This is a genomic window from Aquimarina sp. Aq78 (genome assembly GCF_900299525.1).
Lineage (GTDB): Bacteria > Bacteroidota > Bacteroidia > Flavobacteriales > Flavobacteriaceae > Aquimarina.
Map to the genome: position 1 here is coordinate 22,548 of NZ_OMKA01000031.1, position 15,797 is coordinate 38,344.

The 15,797-nt window shown below is 32.2% G+C and carries 21 protein-coding genes; 1 reads left to right on the plus strand and 20 read right to left on the minus strand.

What is annotated here, in order from left to right:
• Positions 1 to 26: 26 nt before the first annotated feature.
• The 20 genes from DG435_RS23180 to DG435_RS23275 all read right to left on the minus strand — a co-directional run bounded on the left by DG435_RS23180 (position 27) and on the right by DG435_RS23275 (position 14,745).
• Positions 27 to 515, minus strand: a complete 489-nt coding sequence (locus DG435_RS23180; protein ID WP_106790656.1) for a hypothetical protein — start codon at positions 513 to 515, stop codon at positions 27 to 29.
• 239 nt (positions 516 to 754) lie between these two features.
• Complete coding sequence (locus DG435_RS23185; RefSeq protein WP_106790657.1) at positions 755 to 1,252, minus strand: GNAT family N-acetyltransferase; 498 nt, start codon at positions 1,250 to 1,252, stop codon at positions 755 to 757.
• The gene (locus tag DG435_RS23190) at positions 1,242 to 1,685 is read right to left on the minus strand and encodes a MarR family winged helix-turn-helix transcriptional regulator (RefSeq protein WP_106790658.1); all 444 of its coding nucleotides are present in this window, start codon (positions 1,683 to 1,685) and stop codon (positions 1,242 to 1,244) included. The genes DG435_RS23185 and DG435_RS23190 overlap by 11 nt, the downstream gene beginning before the upstream one ends.
• A gap of 86 nt (positions 1,686 to 1,771) precedes the next feature.
• Positions 1,772 to 2,137, minus strand: a complete 366-nt coding sequence (locus tag DG435_RS23195; protein WP_106790871.1) for a cupin domain-containing protein — start codon at positions 2,135 to 2,137, stop codon at positions 1,772 to 1,774.
• A gap of 155 nt (positions 2,138 to 2,292) precedes the next feature.
• Positions 2,293 to 2,697 carry an OsmC family protein gene (locus DG435_RS23200; RefSeq protein WP_106790659.1) on the minus strand — a complete coding sequence of 135 codons (405 nt, stop codon included), beginning with the start codon at positions 2,695 to 2,697 and terminating at the stop codon, positions 2,293 to 2,295.
• A 22-nt stretch (positions 2,698 to 2,719) separates the two neighbouring features.
• Positions 2,720 to 3,325, minus strand: a complete 606-nt coding sequence (locus tag DG435_RS23205; protein WP_106790660.1) for a TetR/AcrR family transcriptional regulator — start codon at positions 3,323 to 3,325, stop codon at positions 2,720 to 2,722.
• A 320-nt stretch (positions 3,326 to 3,645) separates the two neighbouring features.
• The gene (locus DG435_RS23210; RefSeq protein WP_106790661.1) at positions 3,646 to 5,415 is read right to left on the minus strand and encodes a DNA mismatch repair protein MutS; all 1,770 of its coding nucleotides are present in this window, start codon (positions 5,413 to 5,415) and stop codon (positions 3,646 to 3,648) included.
• Between the two features lie 113 nt (positions 5,416 to 5,528).
• Positions 5,529 to 5,885, minus strand: a complete 357-nt coding sequence (locus DG435_RS23215) for an MmcQ/YjbR family DNA-binding protein (protein WP_024772499.1) — start codon at positions 5,883 to 5,885, stop codon at positions 5,529 to 5,531.
• 9 nt (positions 5,886 to 5,894) lie between these two features.
• Entirely contained in the window at positions 5,895 to 6,299 is a 405-nt protein-coding gene (locus tag DG435_RS23220; protein ID WP_106790662.1) for a GNAT family N-acetyltransferase, read from the minus strand.
• 6 nt (positions 6,300 to 6,305) lie between these two features.
• The gene (locus tag DG435_RS23225; protein ID WP_106790663.1) at positions 6,306 to 6,923 is read right to left on the minus strand and encodes a DUF4230 domain-containing protein; all 618 of its coding nucleotides are present in this window, start codon (positions 6,921 to 6,923) and stop codon (positions 6,306 to 6,308) included.
• 48 nt (positions 6,924 to 6,971) lie between these two features.
• Complete coding sequence (locus DG435_RS23230) at positions 6,972 to 7,343, minus strand: hypothetical protein (RefSeq protein WP_106790664.1); 372 nt, start codon at positions 7,341 to 7,343, stop codon at positions 6,972 to 6,974.
• 105 nt (positions 7,344 to 7,448) lie between these two features.
• Complete coding sequence (locus DG435_RS23235) at positions 7,449 to 7,805, minus strand: DUF4260 domain-containing protein (protein ID WP_106790665.1); 357 nt, start codon at positions 7,803 to 7,805, stop codon at positions 7,449 to 7,451.
• A gap of 2 nt (positions 7,806 to 7,807) precedes the next feature.
• Positions 7,808 to 8,554, minus strand: coding sequence for a cyclase family protein (locus DG435_RS23240; protein WP_106790666.1), 747 nt, complete (start codon positions 8,552 to 8,554; stop codon positions 7,808 to 7,810).
• A 30-nt stretch (positions 8,555 to 8,584) separates the two neighbouring features.
• Positions 8,585 to 9,721 carry a radical SAM family heme chaperone HemW gene (hemW, locus tag DG435_RS23245; protein WP_106790667.1) on the minus strand — a complete coding sequence of 379 codons (1,137 nt, stop codon included), beginning with the start codon at positions 9,719 to 9,721 and terminating at the stop codon, positions 8,585 to 8,587.
• A 61-nt stretch (positions 9,722 to 9,782) separates the two neighbouring features.
• Positions 9,783 to 10,340, minus strand: coding sequence for a crossover junction endodeoxyribonuclease RuvC (gene ruvC, locus DG435_RS23250; protein WP_074407176.1), 558 nt, complete (start codon positions 10,338 to 10,340; stop codon positions 9,783 to 9,785).
• A 54-nt stretch (positions 10,341 to 10,394) separates the two neighbouring features.
• Positions 10,395 to 10,874, minus strand: coding sequence for a hypothetical protein (locus tag DG435_RS23255; protein ID WP_106790668.1), 480 nt, complete (start codon positions 10,872 to 10,874; stop codon positions 10,395 to 10,397).
• Between the two features lie 57 nt (positions 10,875 to 10,931).
• A complete protein-coding gene (locus tag DG435_RS23260) occupies positions 10,932 to 12,101 on the minus strand; it encodes a tetratricopeptide repeat protein (RefSeq protein ID WP_106790669.1) in 1,170 nt (389 codons plus the stop codon).
• Entirely contained in the window at positions 12,091 to 13,758 is a 1,668-nt protein-coding gene (locus DG435_RS23265) for a M56 family metallopeptidase (protein ID WP_106790670.1), read from the minus strand. The genes DG435_RS23260 and DG435_RS23265 overlap by 11 nt, the downstream gene beginning before the upstream one ends.
• Positions 13,759 to 13,763: 5 nt before the next feature.
• Positions 13,764 to 14,123, minus strand: coding sequence for a BlaI/MecI/CopY family transcriptional regulator (locus tag DG435_RS23270; RefSeq protein WP_106790671.1), 360 nt, complete (start codon positions 14,121 to 14,123; stop codon positions 13,764 to 13,766).
• A gap of 169 nt (positions 14,124 to 14,292) precedes the next feature.
• Positions 14,293 to 14,745 (minus strand): hypothetical protein, encoded by a 453-nt coding sequence (locus tag DG435_RS23275; RefSeq protein ID WP_159025405.1) that lies wholly within the window; start codon positions 14,743 to 14,745, stop codon positions 14,293 to 14,295.
• A 170-nt stretch (positions 14,746 to 14,915) separates the two neighbouring features.
• Here DG435_RS23275 and DG435_RS23280 point away from each other — a divergent pair, with 170 nt between their 5' ends.
• Complete coding sequence (locus DG435_RS23280; protein ID WP_074407182.1) at positions 14,916 to 15,416, plus strand: DUF456 domain-containing protein; 501 nt, start codon at positions 14,916 to 14,918, stop codon at positions 15,414 to 15,416.
• Positions 15,417 to 15,797 lie beyond the last annotated feature (381 nt).

Genomic DNA, 15,797 nt, shown 5'->3' on the forward strand with positions numbered 1-15,797 from the left:
TTCAAAGATATAACTCATGTTTGAGACTAAAAAATAATAGGTATTTCAAAACTTATTGATTCCCCTGCTTCATCACCGTCTCCTTCTCCAGGATCGTTGTGAACTATAAGTTTACCGGTTTTTATATTTTTTGAATCAAATGTTAAGGTGGTCGAAAACATTACAGGGCCACTTTTCATCCAATCACCATCAGCGCTTAATATACCTTTTGCCAATTCATTTCCTTTGTCGTCAATTAGCTCGATCCATCCAAGCTCCCCTTCATTGGCATACCAAACCCCTTCAGAATTCACTTTTATTTTGATGGGTGAATTTATTCGATCATTTGGCTTTATGTTTAGTGTTGGGTATTTAGGTTGTTTTGGTTCCTCTTCTGTTAGTGTAGTATTTTCTTTATCTATTTGTTGAGGTGTAGGGGTTTTATTTTCCTGAGGGGTCGAATTGTTTTTACAAGAATGCAGAGAAATATGAGCGATACAGATTAGTACTATATAGTTTAAGTTTAAGTTTTTCATATCATTATTTATTTACTATGATGTTTTGACTATAAAAGCATTACTACCTTAGTGCCGGTATTTCTTAGTTATACAATTGTATGAAAATTTAATTGAACTATAGACTCGAGTGATATATAAAATTTCTGAAAAGGAGGGTAGGTTAAATCATTACTGCCAAAAAGGATAGAATTAATGATAATTTATCATTACCGTTGCTTAATTTCTTTAATTGGTTTTTATTAAAATTTGACTTTAACTCAAGGTGTAGTTGACAAATCATAGCGATTTTCTATCAAAGGTTTCTCAAAAGCAATTGATTTTTTTGACTCTGTTAATTTAAATCCATGCTTTGTATAAAGCGAAGCAGCAGCGGATAATTCATGAGTTGTCCATAGATAGGCAGATTGATATCCTTTTTTATAAAAGAAATCCATAAAAAGGGACATTAATTTTTTTCCAAGTCCTAACCCTCGATATGCTGGTTCGAGGTAGAAATATCGAAGTTGGGCGGTTTTATTCTCTCTGTGCATCAATAAAACAAAACCAACAATCTTGTCATTATGCTCACATATCCAGGCTCTATCTATTTCGGGATTGTAATTTTTATAAAATTCATGCATTCCCTCCCCCACATAGGTTTCGAATGCTACTCCATAGTTATATTCTTCACCATATAGTTTGCCATGACGATGAATGATATACCCCAAGTCACCGGGTTTGATAGTTGTTCTGATAGAAATGTCATTAATCTGCATTTTGATTTCCTTTTTTGGTTAATAAAATTTCTATTTTTTTATATAATAGAATTAATTCTTCTTGCTCTCCTTTGTTAAGATGTTGAATTATCTCAGAAATAGCATCTGATGAGCGCTGGTTAAGGTTTAAAAATATTTTTTCACCATTTTCTGTGAGCTTTAGGTATGATATTCTATGATCGTCTTGTGATTTTATTTTATTGACGATATTTAGGGTAACCAACTTTTTTATCAAGCGACTTAAGTAACCTTCATCAACCTGAATAATCTCTTTTATTTGTCGAGCTGTAATTTTAGGATTATGATAGATCTCGTACATAACCCGAACTTCTGAAAGTGAATATCGACTTTCTAATATGTGATTATTGACTACCCCGATGATTCTAGTATAAAAGCGATTAAACCCACGGATTTTGTTAACTATGTTTTCCATAGTATAAATATAATAAATACTTGCCTATAGCAAGTATTTATTATAAAATATTTTAAACTAATGAGTTTGCATTTACAATAGATTTTTCATGATTCTAATTGTTGTTCTTGGATATTTTTGGTGATTTCGGATTTTACTTTTCCTGTATGCGCTGCTGTTTTGTTTTCTATCAGCATGATTTTGCATTCTTCTATTGAGGAAACCCTATGATTAACACCACGTTTTACAATAAACAGATCTCCTTGATTCATGGTAAAAGGATCTTGTCCTTCTATTTCAAAAAGAAGGCTTCCTTCAATGATATAGAAGAGCTCATCTTCATGTTCATGGTTATGCCAGGGAACTTTATCACCTTTTATTTTTGCCAGCTTAACGTAAGTATCATTAACTTCTCCAATTATTTTTGGAGAGAAGTAGTCTGTAATGTCCTTAAATTTTTCTATTAGTTTCATATACTGCATTAATTTTGAATACTATAATTGATCGTTATTACTTATAAATATTATGGTTTTTACATCAATAGCTACTTGTCCTGATTTCCTTTCAGGGTTGCTTGACTAAAAGAGGCAATTCTTCCCCGGTGTGTCTTTGTTGTACATAACTTATTTCATTTTTGATTTACTTTAAATCCCATACCTTCTTTAATGGTGTTAATTGATAAACAACCCATTTCAGCAATTCTGAGTAATTTTTTAAATACTATAGGATCACTGCATTTTTTATAGGATACATCAAGGCGTATGTCTGTAAAACGTTTAGGTAAATCTTCGCTTTTGATTGCAATTACATCCACTTGAAAACCTTCAATTTCTAAATCTCTAGATTGTGCTGCGGCAAAAAATGTACTACAGAAACAACCTCCAATACCTGTCAATAAGTATTGCCCACCCATTAATCCATTGCCGCCACCACCTTGGCTTAGAGGACGATCTACAATGACTTTTACGGCCTCATTGTTTAATTGCATTGCTGTATTTGATATTTGTTCTAGTGTAATTTGAATTGTTTCCATTTTATTTTTTTTGATTAAAAGATTATGCTAATTGCTCAATGTAGTTTTTTACAGCTATAAGATATTCGTCTAATATTTTATCATCATCATATACTTTTCTAATACCTCTTACGCCTTCAAAGGCACTTATTAGAAAAATAGCTGTTGCCGATGTATCAATATTTTTTCTAATTTCACCTTTTATTTTGCCTTGCTCTAATAGATTGATCATAACCAGTTGCCAATTATCGATTATACCCCTGAGCATTTTCCTGAATGAATTTTCGGAATATCCAATTTCATTAATTAAGTTGTTTGCTGGACAACCTAAATCTTTTTCCAAATCAGAATAGCCTTCAATACGCTTAATAAAAACATCACATAGCAATGGTATTACGGGCGCATCATCAGGGTTTTTGAGAGGGACAACCATCCTTTCATAGACTCTTTTTCTTACGGTAAGATCAATTACTTTTTCTCCAATATTTTTCTTGCTGTTAAAGTGATGATAAAAAGCACCTTTAGAAAGCCCCGTACCCTTTATAATTTCTGGAATACTGGTCTTGTTATAACCATGCTTGTAGAATAGCTCAAAAGCATTATTAATGATTAAATTTTGGGTTTCTTTAGATTTTATTTTTTGATCCATATAACAAATATACAAAAAAACATTCTTATCAGTATGTTTTTGTTGAAACTCATATTTTAAAAAAATATGTAGATAGAACTATACTATTTTTTTAATTTCTATTAGTAATAATAATTAAGAGTATTTGTATTCTTTTACGGTACTATCAAAAAACCTGAATAGAATTGGGATGCACGTTTTTTTGATTGAAGATATTGTGCTTTCTTATAAATTTAAGAATGCTCTTTATTAGAAAGGTTAAGAAAATACTTTTGTAATTCGGTGGGTTACATAAAGCTTTTGTATTGTTAAATTCTATTATTCTAAGGTGTTAACCTTAATTATACAATTCCCATCTTTTTTAACAGGAATGAGGCATTCATATTTTGACAAACCCCATCTTTAAATTTATAATCAAAGTATAGTTCATCATTTACGATTTGAGCATCAAAAAATCGATTTTCTACTTGATGTAGCTCTGATGCAATCTCACATAGACTTAAGTCATGGGTTGCTATAATACCTGTTGCTTTTGCTTTAACCAGTTTTTCTACAAATTTACGGGATCCTGCAGCTTTATCTTTGCTATTGGTACCTTTTAGGATTTCATCAAGAATGATAAAGTACTCGTCTTTTTCGAGGGCATTTACAATTTTTTTAAGCTGTGTTAATTCTGAAAAGAAATAAGAAGCATCATCACTTAATGAGTCTGATGTTCTCATACTACTAATCAATTTGATAGGGCGATATTCGCATGATTTTGCGCAAATAGGCAATCCTATGTTAGACATCACAATTTGTAAGGCAACGGTACGCAAAAAAGTACTTTTCCCAGCCATATTAGCCCCTGTGATGATTAAAAACTGCTCTTTGTCTATCGTAATGTCATTATCTATTCTTTTATGAGCATTAAGCATAGGGTGACCCAGTTCTTTGGCTTTGAGTATACTATTGTCTGATGTTATCTTTGGATATATATAGTCGGGGTGATTAAAAGTAAAGTTTCCAAGGGAATTATAAGCATCAAAAAAGGCAATAACCTCGAACCATTGTGCTACTTTATCGTGATTTTTGGCGATCCATTGTTCGATACGATAACTCTGTAGAATATCCCATAATATTAGTCCATTGGCAAGAACCCCGAACATCATATTATTGCGTTGATCAAAAGCATTAAGAATACTGGCAAACTGTTTTAGGGTTTGCGAAGCTTTTTCTCGTTCGCTAATTACCAATTGTTGTTTTTCTTGTAATAAGACAGCCTCAAAATTTGCATGTTCAATTTTATCTACGAGCTTATAATACTGTTCAAAGGTATCTTTTACTTTATTGGCATTGCTATATAACTTGTTGATTTTCTTAAGTTGTGTCCCGGTTATTCCCAGGCCAATAAAAAACCAAACCAAAAACATAGTAAAAGTGATTATATCCAGAAATAGTAATGTTAATAATATCAACGAAATACCAGAGACTATTGCAGGAAGTATACGCATAATCTTGGGAACAAAAGCGCTGTAATTTTGCAACCACTTTTGTATTAAAGAAACTGAAACACTTACATTAACCATTGATGCAATGGCACTAAATTCTTGTCTCCATTCGGGGAGTTCTGAGACATTTTTTATAGCTTCTTGTTTTTTCTCAATATGATCTATAGCATTGGCGCTAAGTATGGTTGCTAGTTTATTTTTTCCAGCCAGAGTAGTTGTACGGTTGGCATATTGAAAAAAAGACTGCTTTCCAAACAGGTCGATATCATGACTATAAGGGTGTGTAGCGTCGATATATTCTTTTCCTGGAGTAAGGTTGGTTACGTCTCCTTTAAAAACGTCAAGCTCCAGTGTATTGATATCAATTAGTTTTTGCAGTTTATTTTTAGAATACGAGAGATCGGTATGCCGGTTTACTAAAAAAATAAAAGCAACAGTCCCTATAACAATACTACCAATGATAATCTGGGTATTAGGGTACCCAAAATATATGCCGGCTACTATCGCCAAAAAAACAAACAGACGTATGGTGCTGGAAATGGTGAGTTGTTTTTTTATTTTTTTTAGTGATACAGTATGAAGAGAAATTTGCTCTTTATAAAATTGTTGTGGGTTGTTCATTTTGTACTTATCAAATAAGAATATTGAAAACCTCTCTTTTAAAAGGATTAGAGATACAAAACTCCTTTATTATCCCTCGAGAAGGTAATTAATGATTCTACTATTTTTTACTATTAAAGATTTTCTAATTCTTGTTTTACTTTTTTGGTCAGACCGCTTACTACTAAGTCATAAGAGTGATTGATCAATTCGAGTATCATATTAGTAGGTAAACCACCAGAAAAGTTAACAGTATTCCAATGTTTTTTACTCATATGGTACCCAGGAGTTATTTCTGGGTGATATTCACGAAGTTCGATAGCACGATCAGGATCACATTTTAGGTTTACACTAAAAGGCATTCGATCTAATCCTGTTAAAGCAAACATTTTACCCATTACTTTAAAAACCAAAGTGCTTTCATCAAAAGGAAATTCTTCTGTAACTCCTTTTTTTGATAAACAATATTCCCTGAATGCTTCGATGTTCATTTTAAAAGTTTATATATTTAATTTCCCCATCACCCATGAAGGGTTGTCTATACTATCGAACCCAAATTGTTGATATAGATTATGAGCATCTTTTGTGAGTAGCATCCATCTTCGAATAGCTTGCAGTTCTGGATGATCCATTATTGCTTGCATTAACTGCTTCGAATATCCATTTCCCCGTTGTTGTTCGATAATAAATACATCCATTAAATAGGCAAATACTACATGATCTGTTAACACCCTTGTAAAACCTATTTGTCTTTCATCAAGATACAGTCCAAAACACATCGAATGTTCAATAGTGGTCTTCACTTGTTCTTTAGTTCTTCCTGTTGCCCAATATGAGCGAGTTAAAAACTCATGGATAAAATTGATATCTAATTTTTCTTTATCGGTAGAAATAACTATGCTCATTGTTCTTTATTCTAACTGTTTTGAATCTTGATTATTGTCGTCGATTTTTAAAGCAGAATAATCTAATGTCCATCCAATAGATTCTGCAAGAGTTTCCATAAGTGAAATAGCTGTCAGGGCTTCCTTTTTTGCAGATTCCATAAGTCCACTCTGGGGGATTTTATCTTTTATAAATTGCTTAGCTTCTTTGTTAAGATCTGTAAGGTCACCAGAGGTAAAAGGATTTAACCAGCCTTCTTTTTTGTCATAGTACTTAAAATCAGTTTCTATAGTTAAGAGTTTTGGTTGCGGAAAATGAGTCAGGACAATTCGCTTATTTTTGGTATCACTCTCTAGTGCTATCTGGGATAAATCAAATCCTACATATGCTTTGGCTTCAATAATGATTAATGCTTTCTTGGTTCCCGATAGTAATTTGAAGAACTTTTCTTTTACGCTTTCATAATGGTAGATTTCAGCAAAATCACCTTCAACAGTAACTAATTTACAAACGCTTTTAATTTTTTCTTTAAGTACAACAGACTGTGTTCGTACAGATGATTTATTTTTAGCAGCACTAAATCTTGCAAAAATAAAATATGCTACAATAGCTCCCCCTAAAAGTCCGATAAACAATAACTCCATGGCGTAAAGATATGAAGAATATCGTTTAAGAAAATAGAGGTATTTATATTAATTTGGGACTAGAGAAAATCCTTCTTTAATCAAACGATCGATATGAGTTTTATCTACTTTTATAGTAATTGTAGGACCAGAACATACCTCACAGGCTTCACACATTGCCAATTCTTTTGTGATATTTTCAAAATCTTTAAGTTCAATATTTAAGTCTTTTAGGTAGTTGTAAACTTTATTTTCTAATGTATTTCCTTCTGAATGTAACCAGGGTTCTTTACATTGTTTAGGCGTTATTTTAAGTTTTGCCAAACTAGTATTGAGATCTGGTTCTTTGGTATCATCACCAGAACAGGAGAATGAAAAAGAAGCTAATAAAAAAAGAATACTAAAAATTTTTAATGAGTAAGAGAATGGTGTTGTTTTCATGATTTTTGAACTTTTGATCTATTACCTAGATGAAATGTTACCAAAAAAGTTGTCTTTGGATGTTGTTATATTTTAGTTAAAAGTTATATAAGAAATAACTTTGTTCTATTCCTTTTCGCCTATTTCACCTAGATGTGTGAATTTGAACCCTTTTTCATATTTCAAGCCGTATCCCAGAATTCTATCGAAAGCAGCGTGCGAAAAAAGAACAACTCCAGAAAGCTGTAATAGTTCGTTAGAGATGTATATTCCTGTAATATATATCAAAACTGCAATCCCTTTATGATGAAATATATTATAACTTAATGCTCCAATTTTATTATTTATAATGTATCCTAACATTCCGATATCGGGTAGGAGGAATAAAGCCAAAAATAACCACCAAGGATAGGACAGTAAACTAAATAAATAGATTCCTAATCCAAGCATTGCAATTTCTTCGAGCTTTAGGGTTGTTTTCATTTTTACAACATTTTATACAAAACAGGTTTACTTGGGGAGGCGTCGTTTACAAAGGGTGCTATCTGAAGATTAAGAAGATATTGCCCGTCTGGGATTTTGGTGTCTACATAAATCATTTCTGTGATTGTAGCATAATGTCGAGTTGCTTTGGGATAGCCCCAGAAGGCCTTGTGAGCCAATAATTTTCCATCATCTTTTTCTTTATCAACAGATGGCAGATCAATAAGAAGATGTTCTATGTTCAACTTTTTTAAATACCTGGCAGCTTCCTCTGTAAGAAAAGGCCAGTTGGTATTAGAGTAGTGTTTATTACATTTATCTTCTGTATTAGGAAGCGTTCTTATAATTAATGCTTCTGGTTGTACAGAGGTTATGGCATTTTTAATATGATCTATGGTAATTATATAATCTTTCCCTTGCTTTTCTGGTAGAATAGAAATGACTTCAGCTATAAAAAAGTACTGTTTTAATACATCATTGATACTATAGAATTCGGGAGTGATATGGCCAACGCATTCGGTATGAGTACCATGACCATGAGGGTTAAAATAAATATTATTAAAGTTGGTTGAAGCACCTTCGGATACTTTTCCGATCCATTCTCCATCTGTTACAGGCTCAATTCTGGGGCGATCGATATACCATGCATTCACATTTTCTTGCGATGCTCTTAAAGGAATGGATATATCTAACGGTTTTGAAAGATCAATTTTGTAAGACTGATTATTGTGTTTTATTGTTGTAATCATATGTTCTTCCAACTATTTTTAGGGAGAAAATCACTCTAAATTTAGTAAGAAAAGATCACTTGCAATACCATCACTTAAAAACTTTCCTTTTTTGGTTACAAATAATGTATCGCTATCTAAACATAAAAGATGAGTATTGATATGTTTTTGAGCTTGTTTAAGGAGGTGTTCTTTGTGTTTTTTTCCGAAATCCTTTTCTATTTTTTGCAAGGATACGCCCCAAATGGTACGTAATCCTGTCATGATATATTCATTGTAGGCATCGGTAATAGTTAAGTCTTCAACCTCCCTGGGGAGTAGATTTTGCTGTAAGGCTTTGATATATTTTACATTGTTATTAATGTTCCAACTTCGTTGTTTTCCGTTATAGGAATGTGCAGAGGGTCCAATACCCAGATAGCGTTTCCCTTGCCAGTAAGCAGTATTATTTTTACTGAAGTATCCGGGCTTACCAAAATTGGATAATTCATAATGCTTAAAACCTTCTTTTTCTAAGGACTCTACGAGGATTTCAAAATGTTTTTGCGCCACATTATCATCAATCGAAGGGATTTCTCCTTTTTCGATCAATTTTGGTAATGCAGTGTTAGGTTCTACGGTTAAGGCATAGCAAGAGATATGCGGTACTTTAAAATCCAATGCTAATTGGATATTTTGTTTCCATCGATCTATTGACATATTTGGGATACCATAAATCAAGTCTATCGAGATGTTATCAAAGTAGCGAGTCGCCATAGAGAGGCATTTTTTAGCTTCTTTAGCATTATGAGCACGATTCATCATTTTGAGATCTTTTTCAAAGAAAGACTGGATACCTATGCTCAAACGATTTACGTTACTTTTGGCTAACAATTCTATTTTCTCTTCGGTAAGATCATCTGGATTGGCTTCGATTGTAATTTCTGCTTTATCAGCAACTTGATAATATTTGTAAACTACATCTATAATACGTTGCAACTCATCTATAGATAGTACAGTTGGTGTACCGCCACCAAAATATATAGTCTTGATGGTTTCATTGATATTGACTTCTGGTTTTCGCAATTTAATTTCATTGCATAGCGCAGTAATCATGTCATCTTTTTTCTTCATCGAAGTCGAAAAATGAAAATCACAATAGTGGCAAGCTTGCTTGCAAAAAGGAATATGAATATAAATACCGCTAATATTGTTAGATTTTAGAATTAGGATTTATAGATTTGAAATCATCAAAAACCATAATTTGTAGTTATTTTTTCACCCGTTTTTCGTTCTGTTTTACAAAAGCGGCCCAACCTGTATAGCTTTTACCCACAATATCGGCTCGACCCATATTATAAAAATGGCATACCGCTGCAGCAAGACCATCGGTAGAATCCAGATTTTTAGGAAGTGTTTTGAGCTGTAAGAGGTTTTGTAACATTTTGGCCACCTGTTCTTTACTTGCATTACCGTTACCTGTAATTGCCATTTTAATTTTTTTTGGAGAATATTCGGTAATAGGTACTTCTCGACTAAGCCCTGCTGCCATGGCTACTCCCTGGGCTCTCCCCAGTTTAAGCATTGATTGTACATTTTTACCAAAAAAAGGAGCTTCTATCGCAATTTCATCAGGGTGATAAGTGTCGATAAGTTCTACCGTACGTTCAAAAATAAGTTTTAGCTTTAAATAGTGATCATCATATTTACCGAGTTGAAGCTCATTTAATTGTAGAAAAGACATTTTTTTATTTTGAACTTTAATAAGTCCAAATCCCATAATTGTGGTTCCGGGATCAATACCTAGTATAATTTTTTCGTTACTCAAAAGAAAGGATATGTTTTATACTACAAAACTACGCAATTAAGAATAAGTACAGTTTTAATCTATATGTATTACCAAGGGAAGTCTATATAGTGTAGTAACAGGTGTGCTGCGCGTATGGGCAGGTTTAACCTCTGGCAGAGAACTAATACTTTTTTCTAAACTGTCTTTTAGATCTGGGATTTGTGCTTCTATGTTAGGTGGCAATCTGAAATCTTCGAGTATAATTTTTCCTTCATTGGTTATAAGTAAAGGAACCCATATCGTATCGTTAATGGCTTCTTTTACTGTAATGGTGTGTTTTATAAGGTAGTTATGTATATGTTGTGTGATTGTATTCTGAAAACATTGTTCTAGTTCTTCTTCAGATTTTCGCTTACAAACTGCGAATAGTGGAGGTTGTTCTACTTCGTTCCAGTTTAGTTTTTCTAGTCCTTCTTTTATGATATCATCTTTATGCTCTTTTTTAAGCACAAAATCTTTACATGAAAACAACGTAAAAGCCAATAGACCTATATACCAATTCCTTACACTCATTATGCGTAGACTATTTCGGATAGCCAAACTACATAAAATTTTTAAGAGAGAGAAGTATTACTTGGTTTTGGTCTTATTTTGGATTTCTTCTTCCAGCTGAGCTATTCTTTTTTTGACAATCATATTAAAATAATCTTTTTTATCAGTATCAAACTTTTCGAGATAATTGTTGTAATATTTTAGCTTAATTTCAGGGTCTTGATAGTAAGCATCTGCAAACATTGCTAATTGATAGTGAGCTCTAGTATTGTTAGGATCTTCTTTAATTGCTAGTTTGGCATACTGTATCGCTTTTTTCCATTTTTCCTGAAAACGATATATCAATGCAATAGAAAGAAGATCTTCTTCTAGAGGAGTATCTTTTAGTGCAAGTGCTTTCTTGTAATATTCTAATGCATTGTCATATTTTTTGAGCTGTTGATAAGCATATCCAAGTAATGAATAGGTGTTCGGGGACTTGTTGTTATATTTTAGTACTTCATTAAAATGAGAAATCGCCTTTTTATATTCATGAGTTTTACTGTAGCACAATCCTAGTTTAGAATGTATAAATTCGTTTTCCTGATTTAGTTTAAGCAGTTTTTGAAAATAGGGAAGCGCGTTATCATAATCTTTGCGAAATAAAAAATTCTGCCCCAAAACACCAATGAGTTCAACATTTTCAGAATATGAGCGCAGGCCTATATTTGCTGTTTTCAAGACCATATCATAATTCCTTTTTTTTAGGTAGTTCTTTGAGATTTCAAAACAACTTTTTTGATGCGTACTATCTAGCCGAAAAGCTTCTTTAAAATAAGAGATCGCCAGTGTGTCTTTCTGCCTTTTTTTAATTACCCCTAATCGATATTGAAAATCAGGATTTTTTGGATGTTTTAAAACAAGGTCTGTATACATGCTATCTGCTTTTTTTAGTTTACCAGTGATCATCAATAACTTGGCGTATTCTAATTTTACAGAAGTGGTAAGGTTCGTGGTTTTTAATACTTGTTTGTAGTACGATAATGCATCTGTATAAGTCCCTTTGGCTCTATGTGATTTTGCGATTTGTAATAGGGTATATTGATCTTTAGGCACTATTTCCTGATATTTTTTAATCGCATTAGTGTAATCCCCAAAATTATATAAGCTATCAGCTATGGTCAAGGCCGAAGGCTGGGCTTTGGCTTGAATGATTAAACAAAATACTAGTAGTAATGATAGAACTGTACGCTTTTTTTTATTTGCCATTTATTCGTTGGATGTATAAATCTTCATTGTATTTTTCATTCATGTTAGAACGAAGCATTTTCTTAGCTTCTTCCTGAGTATCGTATCTTTTGAGATACAGATAAAAATATCCGTCTTTTGGATTTTTATAGAATTTCGAGTTTAACCCTCTTGTTTTTAATTCTTGTAGACGCTCATCCAAATATTTTTTATGCTTAAAGATATTAGTAATCAAATAATATCCTGATTTAATGTACTGAGTTTTCTTATCAAGAAGTGTTTCTGTTAGTGCAGGAGCGCCTCTATTATTTGTTAGGAGCTTTTTTTGGTTTTCACTTTTATCCTCTTTTATCTGGATTATAATGGGTAATGAATATAAAACTGCTACTTTCTTACCTTCGTGTTCCCCGGGGATCATTGGTGGTATTGAGCTAATCACCCTTCTGGCTTCAGTTTCAAGAGCAGCAGATGGTCCACGAGCCTGAATATCAGTGATTGTTCCTGTGCTGTCAATTTTAAAGCGGACGTATATACGATTTATACCTGGTTTTGCATAAGGTTGTATAGCTTTTATATTGAAATTAGTGTTTACAAATTTCTTGATTTCATCAGAAACACATTTTTTTATTAGACTCTTATCTGTGATCTCTTTACATGTTTTTGTTGTAGGGATTTTATCGATTAGAATAAATGGAATTCCTTTTTTAGTATTATAATCAGAAGAGCCTTTTTTTTCTGCTTGTAATTGCTCTATTCCTTTTATGGTAGGAGTTGTAATTTGTTCTTTATCAAAAAAATTATCAGAAGTTTCTTTTTCCGAAAAAGAAGTAAAAACTAGCATGAGAACCAGTACAGGTATAATGGCCAGATACTTATATTTGGCGATCGATTGTGATTGCGATTTTTGTAACATAAAGATTCGTTTTTTAAGTAACGAATGATCATAAAATTGATTGATAAATTTTATGTTTTCAGTATCAAAAACACTAGTTAGTAATTGTTCGCAATATTTTCTCTTTCCTAGTATTTTAATGCTTTTTGCATCTGCAATAAATTCGTGAAGAGTGTTTGTCTTAGATTGGTACACATATACTAGCGGATTAAACCAAAAGATAGTTTTCAAAAATTCAAACCACAATAAATCCAAAGAATGCTTTTCCTTGAGATGAATGATTTCATGAGTGATAATCTGTTCTTTTTCTATATCTGATATTTGATCTCCTAAGTATATTGTGTTCCAGAATGAGAAGGCATCTTTGCTATTAATTAATGTATAGACAGTATAATTTTCTATGCGATTAAAACCTGAACACTTTTTTAATTGCCTAAGTTTTACAATTTTCCGGATGAATAAAATGAGCATAAAAAAGGCTCCAATTCCATAACATAACTGCCACCAATTCATATTTCCCGTTGGATCCGAAATGTATAATGCAGAAAAAGCTTCTGCTCCGGTTTGCTGTCCTATAAATACTGTTGGTAGCTGAAAGATGTATTCCTTAGGGATATTTTCTCGTATGCTTTTGATCTTTATAAAGGGCAAAATAAAAGAAAGTAGAGAGGTGCTTAATAAGTACAATCTGTTTAAAGAGAAGAATGTATCTTTTTTATGAAACACGTCATAAAGCACTAAAAACAGGACTTGAGAAATAACAGTTTGTAGTAGATAGTAGAGCATAATTTCTATTTTTCTTTATCCAATTCTTTTAAGATATGTTCCAGATCTTTGATATCCATATCATTCTTTTTTACGAAAAAAGAGACCATATTTCTAAAAGACCCATTAAAATAATTGTTCATTAACTTGTTAAGAGATTGATTGCTATACTCTTCCTTTTTAACAAGAGGGAAGTAGATGTAGCCTTTGCCTTTTTTACGATGAGAAACAAATTCTTTGTTTTCCAGGATTCTGATAATTGTAGAAATAGTGTTGTATGCAGGCTTAGGATCTGGCATTTGCTCAATAATAGAAGCAACATTGGCTTCTTCTAGTTGCCATAACCATTGCATTACTTCTTCTTCTGCTTTTGTGAGTTGTTTCATCTATTTGCTGTTGTATTGTGTTTCCGCAAAGGCGAAAATGATATAACTAAAAACTTAGTTATATAAAACAAATATAACTAAAAAATTAGTTTAAACTAATTTTTTAGTTGAAAAGATCAAAAAGTTGATTGTGTGTATTTAAAAAAGCAGGATTCAGAATTTTTCAGAATTAATCGTTACCCGTGATTCGTTTTTGCGAAGGTAGGTTGATCTCTGTTGCTTGTATTTCGAATACAATAGGTAGAGTGTATATGTCTTCAAAAACTTCTTTCTCTTCTGTAGAAGTCTTTTCTGATCTGAGAATTGCATACGGAAAAGATTGTAGCGTTTTTATGGCTTCCAGTTCTAACTCTATAGATGATGATTTTGCCTGGATATCAACTATTCGACCAATTTGATCAATTTTAAATCGGGTGTATACTCGATTAGAACCTGGCTTCGCATGGGATGTTATTGCTGCGATATCATAATTAGCATCTACAAATTCCTGAATTGTATTAATGATACAATTTCTTCTTATGCGTTCGTTTGTTGAATTGTTACATTTTATAGAAGGATTATCTTGAGAAAAGGATGTAGAAAACATTAGTAATCCAATAGATACTATTAAAATGGATCGCATAATTTTGGGGTAGTTTTATAATCAATTAATGATTTATTTGTGTTTGCGTGAACAAAAAAAATAAATAAAAGTGTATTAAAATGTATATAAAGAAACTAATAGATGAAAGGCATAGTTAATTGATATTGGCGTAACAAATCAGAAACATTATCGTCATATAAATAAAGAACATGGATATAGCATTAATCATCATAGGGTTTTTATTCTGCCTCCTGGGGTTGGTAGGAAGTTTTCTTCCTGTGTTACCTGGGCCATTTACTTCGTGGATAGGATTATTGATTATTCATCTTACAGATGCAATCCCACAAAACTGGACTTTTTTAGGAATTACACTAGGGATATCGATAGTAGTTTGGGTTCTTGATTATATTGTACCTGCATTAGGCACAAAACGATTTGGTGGTACTAAATATGGAATGATAGGTAGCTCTCTTGGTCTTATTATCGGGATCATATTTATGGGCCCCTTCGGTATTATAATAGGTCCTTTTGCTGGCGCATTTATTGGGGAGCTTATAAAAGACAGTAGCGAATCTTCAAAAGCATTAAAGGCTGCTTTTGGTTCTTTTATTGGTTTTTTGGCAGGTACATTTCTTAAGTTTATCGTATCTGTTGGGTTCCTCATCTTCTTTTTTGTAAAAGTATGGGAGAGTTGGGGAGAACTGTTTTAAATTCTTATATCTATATCATAGCTTTCTGAGCGATAATCTTGATCATAAATATTCATTTTGATATATAAGCCTATATATCCTATATAATAATACCCCCATATACCGGTTATCTATAAATATAAGATATGCAAAAGATGTATTACAGGTTTTGTTGCGTATTTGGTATAAATTTTGTGAAAAAAACAAGTATTTTGCAAAAACACACACAAAACTCAACTTTTTTTTATGGACACGATATTTATTTTCTTTTTAGTCTTGGGTATACAATCCCTGATAGTTGCTTTAATCTTACTTTTTTATAAATCCAAAAAACAAAAGGTAAATAGATATTTAGGGTTTTTTTTCATTTTTCTTAGTATAGAATTGTTTAGCTACGTTTTG

Bases quoted from the DNA above. Each gene is read 5' to 3' on its own strand.
- DG435_RS23180 (WP_106790656.1), bottom strand. From the start codon at position 515: ATGAAAAACTTAAACTTAAACTATATAGTACTAATCTGTATCGCTCAT.
- DG435_RS23185 (WP_106790657.1), bottom strand. From the start codon at position 1,252: ATGCAGATTAATGACATTTCTATCAGAACAACTATCAAACCCGGTGAC.
- DG435_RS23190 (WP_106790658.1), bottom strand. From the start codon at position 1,685: ATGGAAAACATAGTTAACAAAATCCGTGGGTTTAATCGCTTTTATACT.
- DG435_RS23195 (WP_106790871.1), bottom strand. From the start codon at position 2,137: ATGAAACTAATAGAAAAATTTAAGGACATTACAGACTACTTCTCTCCA.
- DG435_RS23200 (WP_106790659.1), bottom strand. From the start codon at position 2,697: ATGGAAACAATTCAAATTACACTAGAACAAATATCAAATACAGCAATG.
- DG435_RS23205 (WP_106790660.1), bottom strand. From the start codon at position 3,325: ATGGATCAAAAAATAAAATCTAAAGAAACCCAAAATTTAATCATTAAT.
- DG435_RS23210 (WP_106790661.1), bottom strand. From the start codon at position 5,415: ATGAACAACCCACAACAATTTTATAAAGAGCAAATTTCTCTTCATACT.
- DG435_RS23215 (WP_024772499.1), bottom strand. From the start codon at position 5,885: ATGAACATCGAAGCATTCAGGGAATATTGTTTATCAAAAAAAGGAGTT.
- DG435_RS23220 (WP_106790662.1), bottom strand. From the start codon at position 6,299: ATGAGCATAGTTATTTCTACCGATAAAGAAAAATTAGATATCAATTTT.
- DG435_RS23225 (WP_106790663.1), bottom strand. From the start codon at position 6,923: ATGGAGTTATTGTTTATCGGACTTTTAGGGGGAGCTATTGTAGCATAT.
- DG435_RS23230 (WP_106790664.1), bottom strand. From the start codon at position 7,343: ATGAAAACAACACCATTCTCTTACTCATTAAAAATTTTTAGTATTCTT.
- DG435_RS23235 (WP_106790665.1), bottom strand. From the start codon at position 7,805: ATGAAAACAACCCTAAAGCTCGAAGAAATTGCAATGCTTGGATTAGGA.
- DG435_RS23240 (WP_106790666.1), bottom strand. From the start codon at position 8,554: ATGATTACAACAATAAAACACAATAATCAGTCTTACAAAATTGATCTT.
- DG435_RS23255 (WP_106790668.1), bottom strand. From the start codon at position 10,874: ATGAGTGTAAGGAATTGGTATATAGGTCTATTGGCTTTTACGTTGTTT.
- DG435_RS23260 (WP_106790669.1), bottom strand. From the start codon at position 12,101: ATGGCAAATAAAAAAAAGCGTACAGTTCTATCATTACTACTAGTATTT.
- DG435_RS23265 (WP_106790670.1), bottom strand. From the start codon at position 13,758: ATGCTCTACTATCTACTACAAACTGTTATTTCTCAAGTCCTGTTTTTA.
- DG435_RS23270 (WP_106790671.1), bottom strand. From the start codon at position 14,123: ATGAAACAACTCACAAAAGCAGAAGAAGAAGTAATGCAATGGTTATGG.
- DG435_RS23275 (WP_159025405.1), bottom strand. From the start codon at position 14,745: ATGCGATCCATTTTAATAGTATCTATTGGATTACTAATGTTTTCTACA.
- DG435_RS23280 (WP_074407182.1), top strand. From the start codon at position 14,916: ATGGATATAGCATTAATCATCATAGGGTTTTTATTCTGCCTCCTGGGG.